We start from the raw sequence: 21,562 nt of genomic DNA, 5'->3' as shown, positions 1-21,562 counted from the left end.
CAGGCTCCGGTAGCTGACAAGTCAACACTTTTGAACTGCGGTACAAAAAAACACTGCCCCCATGCTGGTAATCCCAACATGGGGGCAGTGCTTTGTGCAGCGCCTGGCGTAGATGCCTAATGCAGTGGCGTGCTGCGGATTAGCCCGACCGCGATGCCTTCAAGTGAGAAGTCGTCTTCAGGCGTGACGATGATAGGCTGGAAATCGGGGTTTTCAGGAAGCAATTCGATGCGTTGGCCATGGCGTGCGAAGCGCTTGACGGTGACATCGTCGCCCAGCCGGGCGACAACAATCTGCCCATTGCGCGCTTCGGGCGATTTGCGTACAGCCAACAGGTCGCCATCGAGGATGCCTGCGTCTCGCATGCTGGAACCATGCACGCGCAGGAGATAGTCGGGAACTTGGCTAAACAAGGCGGGCTCGATGCCGATTTCGCGCTCTACATGCTCGGCCGCGAGTATGGGGTTGCCAGCAGCGACCCGACCGACAAGCGGTACCAGCAGTTGAGAGAGAGCGGGCAGTGCTTGAGACTGAGGGTAGGGCGTGCCGGAGATGGTGTCTGTTAGTCGTATGCCTCGGGAGGCACCTGCCGTGAGCTCGATGGCGCCTTTGCGGGCAAGCGCCTTGAGATGGTCTTCGGCGGCATTGGCAGACTTGAAGCCCAGCGTGCGGGCGATTTCGGCGCGGGTGGGCGGAAAGCCTGTGCGCGCGATGTCGCTGCGGATGAGATCGAGTATTTGCTGCTGACGTGCTGTGAGCTTAACGGCCATGATGATCCAGACTGTATTTATATACAGTCTGGATTCTGCAACAATTTGCGGAAAAGATCAAGCCTGGTCGCGGAAGACGCTGCCGGACATGGCCTGTGGCTGCATCACATAACGGCAGCAATGGCCTTGGCAACGCCATCGATATTGTGGCTGTTCAGTGCAGCCACGCAGATTCGCCCGCTGCTTACCGCGTAGACGCCATGTTCGTCGCGTAGACGGTCGACCTGCGCGGAGGTAAGGCCAGAATACGAAAACATGCCGCGCTGTGAGAGCACAAAGTCAAAATTCTGCTGCACCCCATTGGCCTTGAGTTTTTCGACCAGTTGAGTACGCATGCTGCGAATGCGGTTACGCATGCCCGCCAATTCGTCTGTCCAGCGCTGAAAGAGCTCGGGCGTGTTGAGCACCGACGATACGATCATGCCGCCATGCGTGGGAGGATTGGAGTAATTGGTACGGATAACGCGCTTGAGCTGGCTCAGGACGCGGCTGGACTCTTCGCGAGACGAGCATACCAGCGTGAGGGCGCCAACACGTTCGCCGTACAGCGAGAACGACTTGGAGAAAGACGAACTGATCAGCATGGTGACGTCGCGCGCGGCAAACAGGCGAACCACGGCTGCGTCTTCTTCGAGGCCATCGCCAAAGCCCTGATAGGCGATATCCAGGAATGGCACCAGGTTACGTTCGCGGACAATATCGGCAATCTGTTCCCATTGCTCAAGCGTGGGATCCACCCCCGTAGGATTGTGGCAGCATGCGTGAAGCACGACAATTGTCTTTGCCGGCAGGGCTTTGAGGCCCTCGAGCATGCCCGCAAAATCAAGGCCATGCGTGCTGGCATCGTAGTAGGGATAGGTGTCGACGGTAAAGCCAGCCGCCTCGAACAAGGCGCGATGGTTTTCCCAGCTGGGATTGCTGATGACAACCTTGGCATTGGGCAGCAGGCGCTTGAGGAAATCTGCCCCCAGCTTGAGCGCGCCTGTGCCGCCCAGGCTCTGGGCCGTGAGTACGCGGCCGGAGCTGGACAGGGGAGAGTCTTTGCCCAGCAACAGGGCCTGCGCGCCCGTGTTGTAGCCGGGGATGCCGTCAATGGGCAGGTAGCCGCGCGCCGCATGAGCCTGAACGCGGGCTTCTTCAGCCTTGCGTACGGCGTCGAGCAAGGGGATGCGCCCGTCGTCATCGTAGTAAACGCCAACACCGAGATTGACCTTGTGACTGCGGGTATCTGCGCTGTATTGCTCGTTAAGGCCAAGAATGGGGTCGCGCGGTGCGAGCTCGACGGATTCGAAAAGAGAAGTCATGGGGGAAGGAAACGTGTGGTAAGAGAAACTTTTGACAATAGTGTGATAATAAAGGGCTTAACCTTCAAGTGTCCAGTAACAGGCCCGGCATGAATGCACCCGCTCCCGGTTTTATTGAATACCCGAACAGCCCATTTAAGCTTTATCGGCCGTATCCGCCCGCCGGCGACCAGCCGGAAGCCATCAATGCTCTCATAGAAGGTATTGAAGATGGGCTGATGTACCAGACCTTGCTGGGGGTGACGGGGTCGGGCAAGACATACACCATGGCCAACGTGATCGCGCAATGCGGCCGTCCGGCCATCGTCCTGGCGCCCAACAAAACGCTGGCGGCCCAGCTGTATGCCGAAATGCGCGAATTCTTCCCGCGCAACGCTGTCGAGTATTTTGTTTCCTACTACGATTACTATCAGCCCGAGGCGTACGTGGCCGCGCGCGATCTGTTCATCGAGAAAGACTCGTCCATCAACGAGCATATCGAACAGATGCGCCTGTCGGCAACCAAAAGCCTGCTGGAGCGGCGTGACACCGTTATTGTTGGCACCGTTTCCTGTATCTATGGCATTGGCAATCCGGGTGACTACCATGCCATGGTGCTGACGCTGCGTACGGGCGACCGCATTCCGCGCCAGGAGCTCTTGGGCCGCCTGGTGGCGATGCAATACGAGCGCAACGACGTCGAGTTTGCCCGCGGGAATTTTCGCGCGCGTGGCGAGGTGGTGGATGTCTTTCCGGCTGAGCATGCGGAACTGGCTGTTCGCATTACCATGTTTGATGACGAAATCGAATCGCTCGAAATGTTCGATCCCCTGACGGGGAAAGTGCGCCAGAAAGTGCCGCGTTTTACCGTCTTTCCCAGCTCGCATTACGTCACGCCGCGTGAAACCGTACTGCGCGCCATCGAAACCATTAAGGATGAGCTGCGTGAGCGCCTCTTGCTCCTGACGCAGGAAGGCAAGCTGGTGGAGGCGCAGCGGCTGGAGCAGCGTACCCGCTTCGACCTTGAAATGCTGCAGGAACTGGGGTTCTGCAAGGGTATTGAAAACTATTCCCGCCATCTTTCCGGCGCGGCGCCCGGCGAGCCGCCGCCGACACTGATCGATTATCTGCCCGCGGATGCCCTGATGTTCATCGACGAAAGCCACGTAACGATGGGGCAGTTGAGCGCCATGTATCGCGGGGATCGCTCACGCAAATCCACGCTGGTGCAATTCGGTTTCCGGTTGCCCTCGGCCATGGATAATCGGCCTTTGCAACTGGAGGAGTTCGAGCACCGCATGCGACAGTGCATATTTGTATCTGCCACGCCCGCCAATTACGAAAAAGAGCATGCGGATAATGTGGTAGAGCAGGTCGTGCGCCCCACAGGCCTGGTTGATCCGGTTGTCGAGGTGCGTCCGGCGCAGACGCAGGTGGATGATCTACTGGGAGAAATCAAGCTCCGTGTCGGCGCTGGCGAGCGGATTCTCGTGACCACCCTGACCAAGCGAATGTCCGAGGACCTGACCGATTATCTTGCCGAAAGCGGGGTTAAGGTTCGCTACTTGCATTCCGATATTGACACCGTGGAGCGCGTGGAGATTATTCGAGATCTGCGCCTGGGGGTATTCGATGTGCTGGTCGGGATTAATCTGCTGCGCGAGGGGCTGGATATTCCTGAGGTATCGCTGGTCGCCATTCTGGACGCCGATAAGGAAGGTTTTTTGCGATCTGAGCGCAGCCTTATTCAAACCATAGGCCGTGCCGCGCGCAATATTAATGGACACGCTATTCTCTATGCTGACCGTATTACCGATTCAATGCGTCGCGCCATGGACGAAACAGAAAGAAGGCGCGCAAAACAATTGGCTTTTAATGCTGAGCATGGCATTACTGCGCGTGGGGTCAACAAGGCGGTGCGCGAATTGATTGATGGTGTCATGGGCGCACCGCGGCCAACTGCAGTCGAGGACGATATTCCTGCGGAGGTGCTGCGGGACGACAAGTCTTTGGCCAGGGAAATGCGCCGTCTTTCCAAATTGATGATGGATCACGCCAAGAATCTCGAGTTCGAGCAGGCGGCTGCGGCGCGAGATGCGCTGAACAGGCTCAAGGAAAAAGCCTTGCTTTCATGAGCAGGGAACTGACCATACCTGGGAAAGTCTGATCAGGTATCGGTCTTGCTGTTATTTTTCTTAAAAATGTCCAAAAAATGTTGGTAAACACCAACATCTTGGCTTTTTTTAATAAACCCGCAAGGCGGGCCAGGCACGCATCGGCTTTATATATTGCATTACCTGGTACTAGGGTTTACCATTATGTTTTGGGGTCTTATTGCACTGCTACAAGGCTATGTTGCATTGCATGAATAGTGGCCCTGCAAGCATTTTTCGCCTGTTTTTTCTCTGTCTTGAAGGCAGCCATTTTCCGGCGCTAAATCGTTTACAGGCCTGGCTTTCTTGCATTGTCAACTGTCGCTCGCGGATATTTTTGGGCATTGCAAAAAGTCTTGCCTTGCAACGGGTTTTCCCTCACACTCTCGCCTATTATGACTAAGGTACTTTTCGTTTGCATGGGTAATATCTGTCGCTCGCCGAGCGCAGAGGGCGTTTTCCGCCATATGGTGGAAGATTCAGGGCTCTCTGGCGTAATTGGCGTCGACTCCGCTGGCACCCACAGCTTCCATATCGGCGAAGCTCCGGATGCGAGAGCGCAGGCAGCCGCGCGCAAGCGTGGCTACGAGATTTCCGATTGCATGGCCAGGCAGATCACTCCCGAGGATTTTCGAGAGTTCGATCTCATTCTGGCCATGGATTGGGAAAACCTTTCCGCATTGCAGCAGCAATGTCCCAAGGTTTATCAGCACAAACTGATGCTGCTGATGCGCTTTGCCAACGAATTCGAAGAGGCAACCGTACCCGATCCTTATTATGGGGGCCCCGAAGGCTTCGGGAAGGTGCTCGATTATCTCGAAGACGCCTGTCAGGGGGTGCTTGAACTTGTGCGCAAACGCGCGCTTCAGTATCAAGCTGCCTAATTCTCCCAGATCGCTTCAAGCATAAAAAACCGTGCCGTGAACTGAGCGGCGCGGTTTTTTTTCGGTCTAATTCCTTAGCTTTTTAGTCGGGAATTTGTTAAACTCGACTTAATTGGTCGGGTATTAAAGACTGAGGATTTTCGCTCTCGCTCAGCCCCTGCGGGTTTGGTATCCCGGCCTTTGTTCATGTCACCGGCAAGGAAACACCATGCGATTAACCACCAAAGGACGTTTTGCGGTCACCGCCATGATCGATCTGGCGCTCAGGCAGCATAGTGGGCCTGTTACGCTGGCAGCAGTCAGCAAGCGCCAGAACATTTCTTTATCCTATCTCGAGCAACTGTTCGGCAAGCTGCGTCGCCACAAGCTTGTGGATAGCATGCGCGGGCCGGGCGGTGGCTATTCCCTGGCGCGCCTAGCACGCAATATTACGGTGGCCGACGTCATTTTTGCCGTTGACGAGCCGATGGACGCCACCAGTTGCGGGGGCAAGGAAAACTGCAACATCGGGCGCAATGGCGCTACCGGAAAATGCATGACCCATGAGCTATGGGCCAACCTTAATCGTAAAATGGTAGATTATCTCGATTCGGTGTCCCTTCAGGATCTCGTGGACCAGCAGCGTATGCGCCAATTGCAGGAAGCAAATCAGGCACGGACAGCGCCGCTGGGGCAGGCATCCGAAGTTGCCTTGATGGGGCCGATGCGGGCTTAGCGGTTTTACAGGAGCATCCCAGATGGCAATCCGTCCCGTTTATTTTGATTATTCCGCGACCACCCCCGTGGATCCGCGCGTTGTCGATAAAATGACTCCATGGCTATACGAGCATTTTGGCAATCCAGCTTCCAACAGCCATGCTTGGGGGTGGGAAGCCGAAGAGGCCGTGGAGCAGGCCCGTGTTAACGTCGCCGGCCTGGTCAATGCCGATCCCCGGGAAATCATCTGGACATCCGGCGCAACCGAATCCAACAACCTTGCGCTGAAAGGATTGGCCGATGCCAACCAGACACGCGGCAAGCATCTTGTCACGGTCAAGACTGAGCATAAGGCAGTGCTGGATACGTGTCATGAGCTGGCGCGCCAGGGATATGAAGTCACCTTTCTTGATGTAAGTGAAGATGGCATGCTCGATCTCGATGTGTTTCGAGCTGCCTTGCGGCCCGATACGGTTGCGGCGTCAGTCATGCTGGTCAACAACGAAATTGGCGTCATTCAGGATATTGCAGCCATAGGTGCCATTTGCAAGGAAAAGGGGGTTGCTTTTCATGTCGACGCCGCGCAGGCTACCGGCAAGGTAAGCATCGACTTGCAGTCGCTGAACGTCGATGTCATGTCGTTCTCCGCACACAAAACATATGGCCCCAAAGGCGTCGGTGCGCTTTATGTGCGTCGCAAGCCTCGTGTCAGGCTCACGGCGCAGATACATGGCGGCGGCCACGAAAGAGGCCTTCGTTCGGGAACGTTGGCCACCCACCAGATTGTCGGCATGGGAGAAGCCTTTCGCCTTGCCGGGCTTGAGATGGATGCGGAAAATAAACGGATCGGGGGCTTGCGAGATCAACTGCTGAAAGGTTTGTCAGCTTTGCCTGATGTCTATGTGAATGGCAGCATGACACATCGGGTGCCTCATAATTTGAATATGAGTTTCGATTATGTTGAAGGCGAAGCCTTGCTGATGTCGCTGCGCGAACTCGCGGTCTCAAGCGGATCCGCCTGCACGTCCGCAAGTATGGAGCCCTCCTATGTATTGCGGGCGCTGGGGCGCAGCGATGCGCTTGCCCACAGTTCGCTCAGATTGTCTCTGGGGCGTTATACCACCGCCGACGACGTCGCTTTAGCCATCAGCGTCATCAGCGAAAGCGTCACCCAACTGCGTGATTTATCACCGCTATGGGAAATGGCGCAGCAGGGTATAGACTTGAATTCCGTACAGTGGGCCGCACATTAGGGCAAAGGGCAGTACAGCAATATGGTTTATAGCGAAAAAGTGCAGGATCATTATCAGAATCCACGCAACGTAGGCGGGTTCGATCAGTCCGACCTGTCGGTCGGCACCGGGCTGGTAGGTTCGCCAGCGCTGGGCGAGGTCACTCGTCTGCAAATCAAGGTTGACGAATCGGGTATCATCAGTGATACACGGTTCAAAACCTACGGATGTGGGTGTGCGATCGCATCCGGCTCATTGGTCAGCGAATGGATCAAGGGCAAGACGCTGGATCAGGCATTGGGCATCCAGAACACACATATTGCACAGGAACTGGCCCTGCCGCCAGTAAAAATTCACTGTTCCATTCTGGCCGAAGACGCCATCAAGGCTGCGGTTCAGGATTACAGAAGCAAGCATCAGGATTAATCATGGCTATTACGCTTACGCAAAGGGCGGCCGAACATGTCAGCCGCTATATCGAGAAACGGGGCAGCGGCATTGGCCTGCGTCTGGGCGTGCGCATGACAGGCTGCTCGGGCCTTTCGTACAAGCTGGATTATGTCGACGACGCAAACGGAAACGATCTCGTATACGAGCAGCACGGGGTCAAGGTATTTGTGGATCCCAAAAACCTGCCGTTTCTGGATGGCACACAAGTCGACTACGGGCGCGAAGGCCTGAACGAGGGTTTCCGCTTTTCCAATCCCAACGAAAAAGCCAGCTGCGGTTGCGGCGAATCCTTCACGGTTTGATTGCGTGAAGGACGACGCAACGCTTCGTTTTGGGCTCGCCGCCAACAGGCTCCATCACGAAGGCGAGGATGCCACGCTGTTCAAGTGGCTGAAACGCTCTGCGGCGGGCATACGCGAGCTCGGCATGGAACTCTATACGGTGGGCCGAACCTACGACGCAATCGCGCGATCTGGGCTGCTGTCTGGGCATGCGGGCCTTATACGCTACCCCTATGGTCGCGAAGGCGGGTTAATGAAGCTTGTTGCCCGCGTCACAGAGGGGCGAGACGGGACGGTGCCGTTTGATGGCGCCATCTATCTCATCGATCCGGTTGATCCTTCTTCCATTTTCCCCGAAGCCCTGGCCCTGAAGCGGCAATGTATTACGCATGGCAGGCCCTTTGTTTCAACGTTGATGGGGGCGGTGGAATGGGTCGAAATCGAACGCATCCATCGCGGATACCAGCCAGATCCATCGGTACAGGATGTTTTCGAAGTCTCCGGCCAGACATTGGCCCTGATCGCACACGATGCGCTCAAGGATCAGATGGTAGACTTTGCCGACCGGCATTTCGATATGCTCTCACTTTTCGCTGCGCGGGTCGCTACCGGCACGACCGGCGGGCGCCTGAATGAACTTGCATGGTCCAAGGGCTGGCCACGCGAAACGCAGTGGGTACAACCCTATCTAAGCGGCCCCTTGGGCGGTGATGCGCAAATTGCAGAACTCGTTCTCGAGCAACGTTGCCACCGCGTTATTTTCTTTGAAGACCCTCATGTGGCCCGGCAGCACGAAGCCGATATTCAATTGCTCGAAAGGGCTGTGCGCGTGGTCACCGAGCATGCCTGCTGCGTCGCCTCGCCGGTAGTCGCTGATCGATGGGCAAAAGGCATGGTCGAACGCGCGAGCCTCGCTGTTTGATACAATATGTATCTTTAATGTCTACTTGTATCTGTCCTGCCTGTCGCGGCTGGCTGCCTGTGCCGCCAGATCAAGGTTGGCGAGCAGTGCGGCAGATTTCAGCGATACTTGATGGCGCGTTCGTTTCTGTTTCTCCAGGGGGTATGTTCTCCCTTCTTTTCCCGACTGGGCCGTCGGCTTAAATCACATGGCCAGCACGTGGCCCGCATCAATTTCAATATGGGCGACACGGCGCAATGGCGTGCGGGGAACGCCGCGTCCTGCACTGAACCCATCAACGCATTCAGTACGTTTTACCAAGATCATTTCCGCCGTCACGCTGTCACGGATATCGTACTCTTCGGTGACCAGCGCCCTGTGCACAGGCCGGCCATTGTTCAGGCCCAACAAAGCGGTATACGAACGCATGTTTATGAAGAAGGGTATTTTCGGCCGTACTGGGTAACGCTGGAGCGCGAGGGCGTCAATGCCAACTCACAGTTGCCTGCGGATCCTGATTGGTATCGCGAACTGGGCGGAAAGGTGCCTGGCTACCGGAATGGGCGTACATTTGCTTCGTCTTTCAGGAATAGAGCCTGGCACGATATTGCGTATCAACTATGCAACCTGGTCAATCGCTGGCGTTATCCTCATTACGTGGGTCATTCTCCTTATGCCGCCTGGGACGAATATCGTGCCTATGCGTGTCGTGGCCTGCGCATGGTGCGTCGAAGGTCTGTAGACGCCAGCGTCATTGCCAATTTGCTGCGTGATGGCCGCCGCTTTTATCTTCTGCCTTTGCAACTCGATAGCGATAGTCAGATACGATTGCATTCCGGTTTCCAGAATATGGCCGATCTCCTGGCGCAAGCCATGAAATCGTTTGCCTTGCACGCCCCGGCAGACACCATGCTGGTCGTGAAGAATCATCCCTTGGATCCTGGGCTTGCTCGCCATGAAATCACGACCCGCGCATTGGCGCAGTCTTTTGATATCCGCGACAGGGTAGTGTTTCTTGAGAGCGGCCATCTGCCTACGCTATTGAGTCATGCCACAGCGGTCGTCACTGTCAACAGCACCGTGGGAGGGTCAGCCCTATGGCACGCCAGGCCGTTGATTGCCCTGGGTGCGGCGATCTACCGTATGCCAGGGCTCACCTTCCAGGGCGGGCTGGATAGGTTCTGGCGGGAACATCAGCCGCCAGACATGGCCCTGTTTCATTGCTTTCGCAATGTGGTGATACACACCACGCAAGTCAATGGTGGATTCTATTCCAACGAGGGCATTGAGATGGCGGTTGAAAATTCGCTTGGTCGCTTAATGGCACAACGCTCTGCCGTGGAGCAATTGACATGAGCACCGCCGCTATCCAGGCCGTCCTGATTACGGGGGCATCGGGCGGCATCGGCAATGCCTTGGCGCTGGCCTATGCCGCACCGGGCATCACCTTGGTGTTGCACGGGCGCGATCCCGAACGCCTGAGCAGGCTTGCTTGCTTATGTGAACGGAAGGGCAGCACAGTCATTACCCAAAGTCTGGATGTAAGGGATACCGAGGCGCTGATCGCCTGGCTGCACGATATCTCGCGCAAGGTCACCCTGGATCTGGTCATCGTCAATGCGGGGGTCAACATCCAGGGTGGCGAGCATCGACGAGGCGAAACCTGGGCAGATATCCAATACCTTCTGGATGTCAATGTTAAGGCGGCGCTGGCCACTGTGCAAGCTGTATTGCCAACCATGCGGGCTCAGGGATCGGGCCAGATCGCACTGATGAGTTCACTGGCCGGCTATCGTGGCTTGCCTATTGCTCCTTCCTATAGCGCCAGCAAGGCTGCGATCCGGGCATACGGTGAGGGTTTGCGCGACTGGTTGAAGCCGGAGGGCATCAGGGTGAGTGTCATCATGCCGGGTTATGTCGAATCTCCGATGTGCCATGCGATGGTTGGACCTAAGCCATTCCTCTGGTCGGCGGACAAAGCCGCACAGAGAATAAGGCTCAGTTTGCATGCCAACCGGGCGCGCATCACTTTTCCGTTCCCCCTGGCCCTGGGGTGCTGGCTGCTCGGGGCGCTGCCTCCAACGCTGTCGGGTTGGATACTGCGGCGTCTGGGTTACGGCGGTTAACGGCATGTGGGATCAGGTCTGGCTGCCTTGCCTGACGGGGTTGCTGTGCACATTCATCTTGGAGATGGCTGCGCAGCCTCGTCCACAGCGACCCTGGCGGCGTGGATGGCAGGCAACGCTGGCACATCTGGGCATTTGGTTTATGGGCTTTGGATTGGTCCTGTTTGTTTTCCAGCGACCATGGCTGGGTATCGCCAACCTCCTTGGGTTTTTGCTGCTGCTCATCATCATCGGCAAGGTCAAGATCGCTACCCTGCGCGAGCCATTTATTTATACCGATTTTGAATACTTCTCGGATGCCATCAGGCACCCGCGCTTGTATTTGCCATTTTTTGGCGTGCGCAACGCCCTGCTGGGCGCAGCAGGGTACCTGTTGATGCTGTTTGCGGGACTCCATCTCGAGCCATCCGCAACGCCGCAATGGCTATGTGAAGGCGTATCGTCAACGACACTGGCGTACCTGCCCTGCTGGATGGCAGGATCACTGCTGCTGGCATGTTCCCTGATGGGCAGTGGGGCAGGCCTGCTTTGGCTGGCAGGAAGACGGCCTGTCGGTCTGACATTTGATGCAAATCGGGATCAGTCGGCGCTGGGGCTATTGTATTGTTGGTGGCGCTATCGGCAGGAAGAAAGAAAGCCACTGGTGTTGAGTGCGCAAGCGCCTTTTCATGTTCGAGCGGGAAAGGGGACGGTGTACGCCGATAATACCGGGCCTGACGCGCAGTTGCCGGATATCGTGTTTTTGCAGTGCGAGTCTTTCTTTGACTTGCGGCGTACGTTTCCAACAGTGCGGCAAGATATTCTGCAATCCTTTGACCAATGCCGCGCGCAATCACTTTTGTCGGGTCGATTGCACGTGCCTGCATGGGGCGCGAACACGGTGCGCACCGAATATGCAGTGCTGTCCGGCATTGATCCTGTCTTGTTGAAAGCTCACCAATACAATCCTTATCGTCGTCTTGCGCAGCATCTTGTTCCCACGCTTGCCACATTTCTCAGCGAGCTTGGCTACAGGACCATTTGCGTACACCCCTACGCACCTACCTTCTATCGCCGATCCAAAGCCATGCCGGCAATGGGTTTTCAGCAATTTCTTTCCCTGGATGCCTTTGCCCACGCACCGCGTTTCGGCTCTTATATATCTGATCAGGCGGTGGCGCAGAAAATAGTGGCGTTGTTGGGCCACGCGCGCAGGCAGCCGCTGTTCATTTACGCCATCACCATGGAGAATCATGGACCATTGCAGTGGGAAGCCGTCGACCAGACAGAGTCGTTCAGTTATTTTTCTGAACGCCTGCCTGATGGATGCCGGGATCTCGTTGCCTATGCCCGTCATATCGCTAACGCGGATCGCATGATCAAAACGGTGTCTCAGGCACTGGCGGGGCAGCGCGAGGCGGCGGCGTTATGCGTGTTTGGGGATCATGTGCCTATCATGCCAACAGTGTATGCGCGGCTTGGTCAGCCTGAGCAAAGCACAGATTATTTTTGCTGGACCAACGAGCCGCTGCGTGCTCGTCGTAGCGCTAACCTGGCGAGAACTGTGACGGATCTAAGTGCCCATCAATTGTCGACTGCATTTCTGGCCGCAGCCGGCATCAGATCCAGCTGACTATATGGCCTGCATGGCAGACTTGAGCGTCTGAATGGTGAAGTCTATTTGGGCCTGAGTGTGCAGACAGCTCATGAAGAATCTGAGTCTGGCGGATGCTTCTGGCACAGCAGGGTAAAAGATGGGTTGAACATTGATGCCTTGCTGGTAAAGTGCATCAGAAAGCCTGACGGCTTGTAGGGTGTTGCCAGTGATCACTGGTATGACCGCGAGGCCTTCGCTCAGCCCGGTGTTCACGCCAATTGCCTTGGCCCGTTCCAGGAAACTCCGGCTGTTTTTCTTCAGTCGCACGATACGTTCCGGCACTTCCTTCATTCGTTGCAAAGCCGCGAGCGATGCGGCAGCCAACGGGGGCGCCATCCCGACACTGTACAGAAAGCCGGGCGCAAGAAACTTCAGATGTTCAACCAATGCCGTGGATCCCGCAATATAACCGCCGCAACCTGCAAGTGTTTTGCTTAAAGAGCCCATCCATATATCAATATCGCTGCCGTTAAGACCGTAATGCGTACGTATGCCATGCCCCTCTTCACCCAGTACACCGAACGAGTGCGCCTCATCGACCATGAGGAAAGTGCAATGCTTTCTTTTGATATCCACAAACCGTGGCAGGTCGGGAATGTCGCCATCCATGCTGTACAGGCCTTCGATCACGATCAGAACCCGTTCGAACTGCTGGCGCTGGCGTTGCAGCACCTGGTCGACTTCTTGCCAGTCGTTGTGCGAAAAAGGCAGACGCTGAGCGCCTGACAGCTTGATACCCATCAACACGCTGTTGTGGATGAACTCGTCGTGCAGTATCAGATCGCGTGGCCCGAACAAGTGACCGATCACGGAGACATTGGTGGCATGACCGCTCACAAAAACGATGGCGTCTTCAGTGTCGTAGATTGCGGCCAGTGCGCCTTCAAGTTCACGGTGAACAGGGCGTTCACCAGCAACAATACGGCTTGCCGACACAGAGGTTCCGTAGCGGTCGATGGCGGACTTTGCTGCCGTCTGCACGCAGTGATCGGCAGACATGCCGAGATAATCGTAGCAGGCAAAATTGATGAGCGTACGCCCATTGATGACGGTTTCACCGCTTCCCAGGCCTTCGTGCACCTTGAAAAATGGGTTTGCGAGTTTCAGGCGCATGCCGCTTTCGTGCATGATGCGCAGTTGCTGGTATGCCGGCATTTCGCTGAAGCTGTAGTACGCCGCGGGTATACCGATGGAAGGTGCAGGACTGCGCCAAGCCGGATCGTGATCGTGGCTGGGCAAGCGATGGCTTGCGTGCATGCCGTGATCCGAAAGGTTCTGTGTCTGGCTTTTGAGCCTGCGTTGAAGTGATTTCTGAATCAGTTTGTTCTTCAATTGCGCACTAATGCCAAAAGAATTTGAGGCGTCAGACGGCATGGTGTTACTGAATGATGCGTTGAGAAGTGTCGGTCAGCGCAGACGTCAGGTTGTCCGTCAATTGCTGTCTTTCCTCGTCTTGCAAACCATCGCCGTGCTGCTGCAATAGATGGCTTGTATGTTGTAGCAAAGCGTCGGCGTTGTCCGGCTCATTGCCGTTACCGCGCAGCAAGGCGGCCAAACGTTTGGACAAGGCGGAAATCGTCGGCGTTTCGCCCAGGGTCATGGCCGGTATGCGCACGCCAAATCGAGTTTCCAGGGCCAGTGTCAACTCGACGCCAAGCAGGGAATCCAGGCCCATATCAAAAATTGACCGATGGATATCGATGCGCGTCGCGGGCAGACGCAGGATGTCTCCGAACTCCTGGGTTACGGCTTCCTGAACATAGTGCAGCAGTTCGGCGTCGTCCATTGAGGCGATCAGTTCTGAAAGATGTTCCTGGTCAGGCGCTTCTTGCCAGCTATGTTGATGGCGCCGGGCATAGTCACTGAACTTCGGCGTACTGGCAACGGGCAGGTAGCGCTGTACGCGACGCCAATCCATATCGATGACAGCCAATCCAGAGCGGTCGGCCTGCAGCAGGCTCGACAGGATTTCCAATGCTCGGGATGATGGCAAGGCGGTACCACCCATGCGGTTCAACAAGGCGTCTTTGATTTTCTCATTGCGGGCGAGAAAACCGGCATCACTGATCGCGCCCCAGCGAACGCACAGCGCCGGAAGCCCCTGGTGCCGCCGATATCCCGCCATAGCTTCGAGCCAGGTGTTGGCCGCAACATAATTGCTTTGACCGGGATTGCCGAACAGCGAGGTGGCCGAAGCATAAAGAACAAAAAAATCCAGTGGCGTTGTCAAGGTAAGCTCATGAAGATGGAGTGCGCCCAGAATTTTGGGTGCCAGCACACGTTCGATCTGTTCAGGGGTCATGGTTTCCGCCAGACCATCCTCGAAGACGGCTGCCGCGTGCACGATACCTTTCAACGGTGGCATTGTGGCGTTGGTTTGTTCGATCACCGCTTCGAGTGCGCGGCGATCGGTGATGTCGCAGGCTAACGCAAGCACGTTGACCCCGCGTGCTGTCAACTCGGCCATGGCTGTTTGCGCTTCGTCCGCGTTAGTGCCACGGCGGCTCAACAGGATTAAATGACGGGCGCCTTTCTCGGCCAACCATTGCGCGGTGCGAAGCCCAAACCCGCCCAGGCCACCGGTAACCAGATAGCTCGCCGCCGAGCAAAGCGACAATGTATCGCCTTGGCTTGCGGCGCCGCGCAGCGGCGCGTGTATGGGCTGGTAGTAGGTCACAACGACTTTTCCGATCTGACGTGCCTGTTGCATATACCGGAAAGCATCTACCACTTGATTGGCATCGAAGCTGCGCAGCGGGAGTGGCGCAAGCGTTCCTGTTTGGAACAGCTGCATCATCTGTTTGAACAGGCTGCGTGTCAGCGCGGGATGAAGACACATCAACTGATCGGCGTCGATGCCGAAGTAGCTGATATTGTTTCGAAATGGACGCAGCCCAATGCGGGTGTTCTCGTAGAAATCGCGCTTGCCCAGTTCCAGGAAGCGACCCAATGGTTTCAGAACGCGCAGGTTGCGATTGATAGCCTCCCCGGCCAGGGAGTTCAGCACAACATCCACACCTGCGCCCGCCGTGGCGGCGAGAATCTGGTCTGCAAATGACAATGAGCGAGAGTCGTAGATATGCTGAATGCCCAACAGTTTAAGAAAATCACGCTTTTCTTCAGACCCCGCAGTCGCATGAATTTCGGCGCCAACATGCTGGGCGATCTGTATGGCTGCGAGGCCTACACCGCCTGCGGCGCCATGGATAAGCAGCCGCTCGCCCGGCTCAAGGCGGGCAAGGTGACGCAAGGCATAATACGCGGTAAAAAAGGTGCTGGGGATGGTGGCGGCCGCTTCCGCAGTCATGCCGTCCGGAATCGGCACGGCCGCGAACGCCTTTGCCACGGTATGCGTGCCGAAGCTGTGGGCGCCAAATCCCAGCACGCGGTCTCCTGGTGCGAACCCTTTGACTGAATCGCCTGTGCGCAACACACGGCCGGCGAATTCAAGCCCGAGCGATGGTCCGGCATAGCCATTCTCCACAGCTTCGTCTGACAACATTCCCATCGCATACATGACGTCGCGAAAGTTCAGGCCAGTGGCTTCTACCGCGACCTCGATTTCATCGGAAGCGGGGTGGGCAAGGCTGACGGTTTCCCAGCGCAGCGTGCGGAGCTGGCCTGCGTGCTCGAAGCCTAGCCGCAATCCCGTCACCGATGAGGCATGTGCGGTAGGGCTCTGATGAGCAGTTGTTGGAGGTGTGCACGGCCCTGGTTGCTCGCGCAGGCGTGGCGCCAGGCGTCCGCCATGGCCGGTGAGCATGATCTCCTGCTCGTTGTCATCTGCGCTGAACTCCGCCAGAAGCCGCGCGGCAGTCGTCTCCAGCCTGTCTGGCCACTGCGAGGGGAGATCAATGGCGCGCAGTGTGCAGTGCCGGGTCTCGTTCATCAGGCTGCGCGCATAGCCCCATAATGCGGCGTCGTCGAATGGAACCGTGGTGACAATATCCTGCACTCGTCCTGTCGGCGGCATGAAGCAGGCGGTTGCGCCTGCGGTGATCAGCCATATGTCTGTCCGGGCGCCTATCTGATCGCAAGCGCGTACAGCGCCTGCCGCCAATGCGCAGCGCTTTGTCTGTTGTGCAAGCAACGCAGCACCTGCTGGCAACGTATGCGGGTTCTGATTGGCGCTCAGGCCGGCCAGCATGATCACATGGCGCAGGGGATAATACTTGTGGGCGTTGCTCAGCGCGTCCGCCACTGCCGTGTGGTCGTCATGGCAAATCAGTTGAACATGCCGATACGGCGCGGCCAACTGGTTACGAAGCAGTTCAGCCAGTCGACGAGATATGCCACCAGCATCGGTTACCAACGCCCAGGTTTCGGCGTTGTCGGCTAGGCTTGTTGAGGCAGAAGCGCGTGGTTCGTGCCCGAGTGTTTGTTGCGTCTGTGGCGAGGTCTCAAGAAGGTGCGCTGAAATGATATAGGGGCCGCACTCTGCGCTATCTGACAGTTGATGTTCAGGCCTGCACGTGAATCCGCGCTGCGCCAAGGCGGCTTCCCAGGCAACGTAGGGGTGCAGGCATGCCTCCCATTTGCCTCGCGTCCTGTCCAATGCTCCCCAGATAAAATCGCACCATGTCGAAGGGGGCAGTGATGCGATGATGACTTCTCCATCTGCTGCGATGTTGTCGCGAACGTAATCCAGCGCTGCATGCAGTTCTGAGCGGGTAGGGAAGTCTCCCAGCAAAATGACGAGATTCGCCTTCCCCGTTTGAGGGTAGGGCGAGGATGCGCCAGTCTCGATCAGCACCGTGTTGGCGTCCGGAAAAGCATCGAGCAGGCCGTGTGCGGTATCAATGGCATCCTGGCGGGTGCTGGCAAACGTGTAATCGGCGCTTCCGAAATCGATGCTGGCGCAGCATCCCTGGCCGAACCATGGCGCATGTGCGCTGATTTCCAGTATGCCTAGCCGTTGACCCAATGGCAAAGCGGCCTGAGCGGACGCAACGGCATGACGCAACAAGGCAGCTATGTCTGCATGCAGCCTGGTGCCCAGCAACTGCCGCGAGATTGCGCCACAGGATGCTTCGCTGGGGCAACCATCTGCCCACCGCCCGATGCCGCGCAGTATCCGTTCGATGTGCATGCCACAACGACCAACGGCGAATATGGGCAGGGTGTATTCTGGATAGTCACGCAGCAGGGTTCGCCAAAGATCGTCTGGTGACGCCTCTTCTTGTGATGATATGAGTCTCCAGCCTGTGTTGCCGACACAGAGGGCGCTGTCCTGGATGAGCTGCTCCTGCAGAAAATCCAACAACAGGCTTGCTTCCGGTCCCGTTTGCCGCAGCGTTGCGATAGTGTCGAGATCCAGCTGTCCACTGTTGTCCGACAGTTTCAGCAGGGCTTGGCGCGCGTAGCTGATCACAAGACAACCCAGCAACGGATTCAGCTCTTTGGTATAGCGTGACAATATGCCTGTGCTTCGGGCCTGCAGGGAAAATTCTTTCAGCGAAGCCTGCAAGGCGTCGCCATCGACCAGGTTTCTGTGGGCTGCCTGTGATCCAGGAGCACGCTCAATGACGGCGTTTGGCGATGCCACACAGTGCGCCAATGGTCGAGGCGTTGCAACATAGTCCAGAAAGCGAAATGATGCACTGGCCGCCTTGCCTAGCCGTGCACGGCGGAATCTCACGCCAGTGAGCACGATGATAGGCCCGCCTTTGCGATCATGCAGGCTCAGCTGCGCCTGCACCGAACGGGCATGGCGAGAGACAATGGACGCCCGCGCATACGCAGGCCCGTCACATCCTGCACGCCATGCTGCGCGCTCGATAGTGATGGGCAACATCGCCATGCCTGGCGGAATGTCAGGATCATTCTTGCACAGCTGAACGACTAGCTGAAAGGCGGCGTCCAGTTGCGCTGGGTGTACTTGTCCGGCGCTTACCTCTTCAATGATGCTGGCAGGCATGGTCAACGACGCTATGGCGCTGTCGTTACCCTCAAACCAGAATTTGTCTATGGTCTGGTAGGCGGAGCCGTATGCCAAACCGATTGCCTCGGCAAGGGCGTAGTGTTCGTGCCCCGTGCCATCCGCCTCGCGCGTTGGAAGGGAGGCTGTTCGATTTTGAAGCAATTGATTGCTGGGTTCGACCCGTAAGCGTGCCGAGGCATGTAGCGTCCAGGGCTTGGCCTCGGCAAGCGGCCTGCCTTCGAGCGTTAACCGGCCATCCGTGCTGTCCAGGCATGTACGTATGCGTATCGAGGGTTCAGTCGACAGTAGCAGAGGGGTGCTGATGGACAGGTCTTCAAGCTCGACGTATTCGCCCGGACATGTCTGCAACCCAGCGGCGATAAAGACTTCTGTGTAGCCGGCCGCGGGGAACAGAACGGCGCCGCCAATGGAATGGTCGCTCAGTGTGGGATAAAGAAGGGTGTCGAGCTGGTTTTCCCATTGGTTGTCTTGATGCGCGCTGGGATAGCCGAGCAAGTAATGCACTTTGCGTCGGAAGAGCCTCTGCGGTGATTCAACTGAAGTAGGGTGCCAGTATTCGTGCTTTTGCCAAACGTAGGTGGGCAGGTCTGTGAACTTTCCCGCAGGAGAGCGAAAGGCCTTCCAGTTTTCGGCGGTGCCGGCCAACAACACTCTGTGAGCGGCGTTCTGTATCAGTTCCGGCCGTCCGTCGAGCCGCTTGAGGGTGGCAATGATGCGTCCTTGTTGGTCTCTGGCCGCGAGCGCTTCGCGTATATAGCCAGAAAGAACAGGATGAGGTCCTATCTCGACAAAAAGGTTAGCTGTCTGATCCAACAGCCTGCCTATTGCCTGCTCGAACCTTACAGGATGTCGAATATTGTGCCACCAATAAGTGTTGTGCAGCGCTGTGCCTTGAATCGGCGCACCCGTCACAGTGGATATCATGGTTGTTTGGGCTGGCCCCGGAGTCAGTTCGGACAGCGCATGCAACAAGGCTTGCTCGGTGGCGTCCATCGCAGGGCTGTGGAAGGCGTAGTCCAGATCCAGTTGTCGGCTGCGTATATTACGCGCGGCCAGGTGTTGCTCGACGGCCTCCAGCGCAGTCAGCGGACCGGCCAGCGTGCAGCCATGAGGGCTGTTTTCGCATGCGATGCACACCTGTAGGTCTGGCCCCAGTGTTTCCAGCAATGCGGCCATTTCACGCGCGCCCAGGCCAACCGCAGTCATCCGGCCCAGACCTTTCGTGGTTTCCTGTTGACGACTGCGGTGCACGATGACGTCGACCGCTTGTTCCAGAGACAGCGCTCCGCAAGCCCAGGCAGCCGCGACTTCTCCGACACTGTGGCCAACCACCGCCAGCGGCACAATGCCGTTTGCCCGCAGCATCAGGGTGATGCCTACTTGCAGCGCGAAGAGGGCGGGTTGCGCTGCGTCTGTATGCGCATAGCGGCTCGGCTCGCAGCAGACAAAAAGGTCATTGCGCAGGGAATAGCCTGTGCGTGCTTGAAAATGACGGTCTACCTCATCGATGGCGTCGGAGAAGACCGGATGCTGCAACAGCGCCACGCCCATACCTTCCCATTGCGAGCCGTTGCCGGAATAGACGAATACGGGTCCGCTTGCGTTTTCCAGAGCGGTGTCTATCGTGGCGTTGGGTTGATCATCGTCTTGTGCAATGCTTTCCAGCGCAATCGCAGCCTCTGCGCTGCTCTGTGCCGCGACGATCGCCCTGTGTTCATGCCATGTGCGCCGGAACGCGCTGTGCCAAGCCACATCATGAATATTCAAACCGGGATGTCTGCGCAAGTATGAAGCCAGTGCCGATGCGTTCGCCTTGAGGCCGTGTTTGGTTCTGGAAGAGACAATCAGGGGGCAGCACGTATGCTCATTCTTGAGTGTGTCTTGCGCAGGCGCATGGCGCTGTTCAGCGCTTTGCAGAATAACGTGGGCATTGGCGCCACCAAAGCCGAATGAATTCACGCCTATGTTTAGTGTGCCTTCCGGTTTAAGCAGCATATTGCGCGTGACGAGTTCTATATTCCAGTCGGCAAGCAAAAGGTTGGGATTGGGCTGCTCGATGCCGATGGTGGCTGGCACCATGCGGTGTTGCAGGCTATGAATGGCTTTGACGAGCCCGGCAACGCCAGAAGCGGTTTCCAGGTGCCCCATATTGCTCTTTACCGAACCTATTGGTAACGGCCCCGCAGCACGCGGCTGCCCCAAAGCCATGCCGATCGCACGCGCTTCTATGGGGTCTCCGACGGGCGTTCCGGTTCCGTGCGCTTCCACGTAGTCCAGCTCGTCCGCTGTGAGACCCGCCTGGGCTATTGTCTGGCGCATGAGCTCCGTCTGGGCGGTGCATCTGGGTACTGTCAAACCGTTCTTTCGGCCATCCGTGTTGACGCCTGATGCGGCAACGACTGCCAGGATTCGATCGCCGTCCGCGAGCGCCTGTGCATAATTCTTCAGTAGAAAGACGCCGCCTCCTTCGGCACGAACATAACCATCGCATCGTTCATCAAACACATGGCTTTTCCCGCTGGGTGACAGCATGGTGGCTTTGGAAAAGCCTACGAAGCCAAACGGGTGAAAGTGCAGGCTGATTCCGCCTGCAATGGCAAAACGGGTTTCCTCGCTGCGTATGGCTTGGCAAGCCTGGTGGAAAGCAACCAGTGAAGACGAACACGCGGTATCGATGGCCATGCTCGGACCACGCAAATCGAAGTAATAGGAGATTCGATTCGCCGCAATGCTGGCAGTATTGCCGGTGGATATGGATGCATCCGCCAGGCCTGGGTCGTCGACAAGGCGATGCAGATAGTCTACCGACGAAAGACCAATGTGCACGCCACAATCACTGCCTTGAAGCTGGTCAGCCGGTATGCCTGCATGTTCGATTGCTTCCCAGGACATCTCCAGAAGCAAGCGCTGCTGAGGGTCCATAAAGGCGGCTTCGCGCGGCGATATGCCAAAGAAATCGGCATCGAACGCCAGGGCGTCGGTGATGGAGCCTGCCGCAAAGGTGTAGGACGTGCCGGGATGGGATTTTCCGGGATGCAAATAAGTGTCGGGCAACCATCGCTGTGTATCGACTTGAGTGATGAGATTCTTGCCGGCGAGCAGATCGGACCAATAATGTTCGGCACTTGTACCTGGCAGCCGAAAAGATAGCCCGACTACCGCGACGCGTTTTCCCATGTTTTCTCTGTGGTGTGGTGTGTGGATTTCGA

Annotated in this window: 14 protein-coding genes; 10 read left to right on the top strand and 4 right to left on the bottom strand. The window is 57.0% G+C overall.

Going from position 1 to position 21,562, the window contains the following annotated elements; genetic code table 11:
* Positions 1-116: 116 nt before the first annotated feature.
* Together lexA and ERE07_RS11525 are read right to left on the bottom strand one after the other, a co-directional pair.
* The gene (gene lexA, locus ERE07_RS11530) at positions 117-770 is read right to left on the bottom strand and encodes a transcriptional repressor LexA (RefSeq protein ID WP_130008983.1); all 654 of its coding nucleotides are present in this window, start codon (positions 768-770) and stop codon (positions 117-119) included.
* Between the two features lie 104 nt (positions 771-874).
* The gene (locus tag ERE07_RS11525; RefSeq protein ID WP_130008982.1) at positions 875-2,074 is read right to left on the bottom strand and encodes an amino acid aminotransferase; all 1,200 of its coding nucleotides are present in this window, start codon (positions 2,072-2,074) and stop codon (positions 875-877) included.
* 89 nt (positions 2,075-2,163) lie between these two features.
* Here ERE07_RS11525 and uvrB point away from each other — a divergent pair, with 89 nt between their 5' ends.
* From uvrB to ERE07_RS11475, 10 genes are all read left to right on the top strand, one after another.
* Entirely contained in the window at positions 2,164-4,188 is a 2,025-nt protein-coding gene (gene uvrB, locus ERE07_RS11520; RefSeq protein ID WP_130008981.1) for an excinuclease ABC subunit UvrB, read from the top strand.
* A gap of 410 nt (positions 4,189-4,598) precedes the next feature.
* On the top strand, positions 4,599-5,090 hold the full coding sequence (locus ERE07_RS11515; protein ID WP_130009093.1) for a low molecular weight protein-tyrosine-phosphatase: 492 nt from the start codon (positions 4,599-4,601) through the stop codon (positions 5,088-5,090).
* Positions 5,091-5,298: 208 nt separating this feature from the next.
* The gene (locus ERE07_RS11510; RefSeq protein WP_130008980.1) at positions 5,299-5,805 is read left to right on the top strand and encodes a Fe-S cluster assembly transcription factor; all 507 of its coding nucleotides are present in this window, start codon (positions 5,299-5,301) and stop codon (positions 5,803-5,805) included.
* Positions 5,806-5,827: 22 nt separating this feature from the next.
* Positions 5,828-7,039, top strand: coding sequence for an IscS subfamily cysteine desulfurase (locus ERE07_RS11505; protein WP_130008979.1), 1,212 nt, complete (start codon positions 5,828-5,830; stop codon positions 7,037-7,039).
* A gap of 21 nt (positions 7,040-7,060) precedes the next feature.
* Entirely contained in the window at positions 7,061-7,444 is a 384-nt protein-coding gene (gene iscU / locus ERE07_RS11500; protein WP_130008978.1) for a Fe-S cluster assembly scaffold IscU, read from the top strand.
* A gap of 2 nt (positions 7,445-7,446) precedes the next feature.
* A complete protein-coding gene (gene iscA, locus ERE07_RS11495; protein ID WP_130008977.1) occupies positions 7,447-7,770 on the top strand; it encodes an iron-sulfur cluster assembly protein IscA in 324 nt (107 codons plus the stop codon).
* A 4-nt stretch (positions 7,771-7,774) separates the two neighbouring features.
* Positions 7,775-8,671: a methylglyoxal synthase gene (locus ERE07_RS11490; protein ID WP_130008976.1), complete on the top strand. Its 897-nt coding sequence runs from the start codon at positions 7,775-7,777 to the stop codon at positions 8,669-8,671.
* 111 nt (positions 8,672-8,782) lie between these two features.
* Positions 8,783-10,006, top strand: a complete 1,224-nt coding sequence (locus ERE07_RS11485; RefSeq protein ID WP_130008975.1) for a capsule biosynthesis protein — start codon at positions 8,783-8,785, stop codon at positions 10,004-10,006.
* Positions 10,003-10,776, top strand: a complete 774-nt coding sequence (locus tag ERE07_RS11480; RefSeq protein WP_130008974.1) for an SDR family NAD(P)-dependent oxidoreductase — start codon at positions 10,003-10,005, stop codon at positions 10,774-10,776. Before ERE07_RS11485 ends, ERE07_RS11480 begins: the two co-directional genes overlap by 4 nt.
* Before the next feature lie 4 nt (positions 10,777-10,780).
* Entirely contained in the window at positions 10,781-12,388 is a 1,608-nt protein-coding gene (locus ERE07_RS11475) for an LTA synthase family protein (RefSeq protein ID WP_167670854.1), read from the top strand.
* Here the strand turns inward: ERE07_RS11475 and ERE07_RS11470 are convergent, their stop codons facing one another.
* Both ERE07_RS11470 and ERE07_RS11465 read right to left on the bottom strand, forming a co-directional pair.
* Positions 12,389-13,786: an aminotransferase class I/II-fold pyridoxal phosphate-dependent enzyme gene (locus ERE07_RS11470; RefSeq protein ID WP_130008972.1), complete on the bottom strand. Its 1,398-nt coding sequence runs from the start codon at positions 13,784-13,786 to the stop codon at positions 12,389-12,391.
* Between the two features lie 4 nt (positions 13,787-13,790).
* Positions 13,791-21,530 carry a type I polyketide synthase gene (locus ERE07_RS11465; RefSeq protein WP_130008971.1) on the bottom strand — a complete coding sequence of 2,580 codons (7,740 nt, stop codon included), beginning with the start codon at positions 21,528-21,530 and terminating at the stop codon, positions 13,791-13,793.
* Between the last annotated feature and the right edge of the window lie 32 nt (positions 21,531-21,562).

It is taken from the genome of Allopusillimonas ginsengisoli (genome assembly GCF_004153455.1).
Lineage (GTDB): Bacteria > Pseudomonadota > Gammaproteobacteria > Burkholderiales > Burkholderiaceae_B > Allopusillimonas > Allopusillimonas ginsengisoli.
This window is presented reverse-complemented; position numbering and strand designations above follow the sequence as displayed.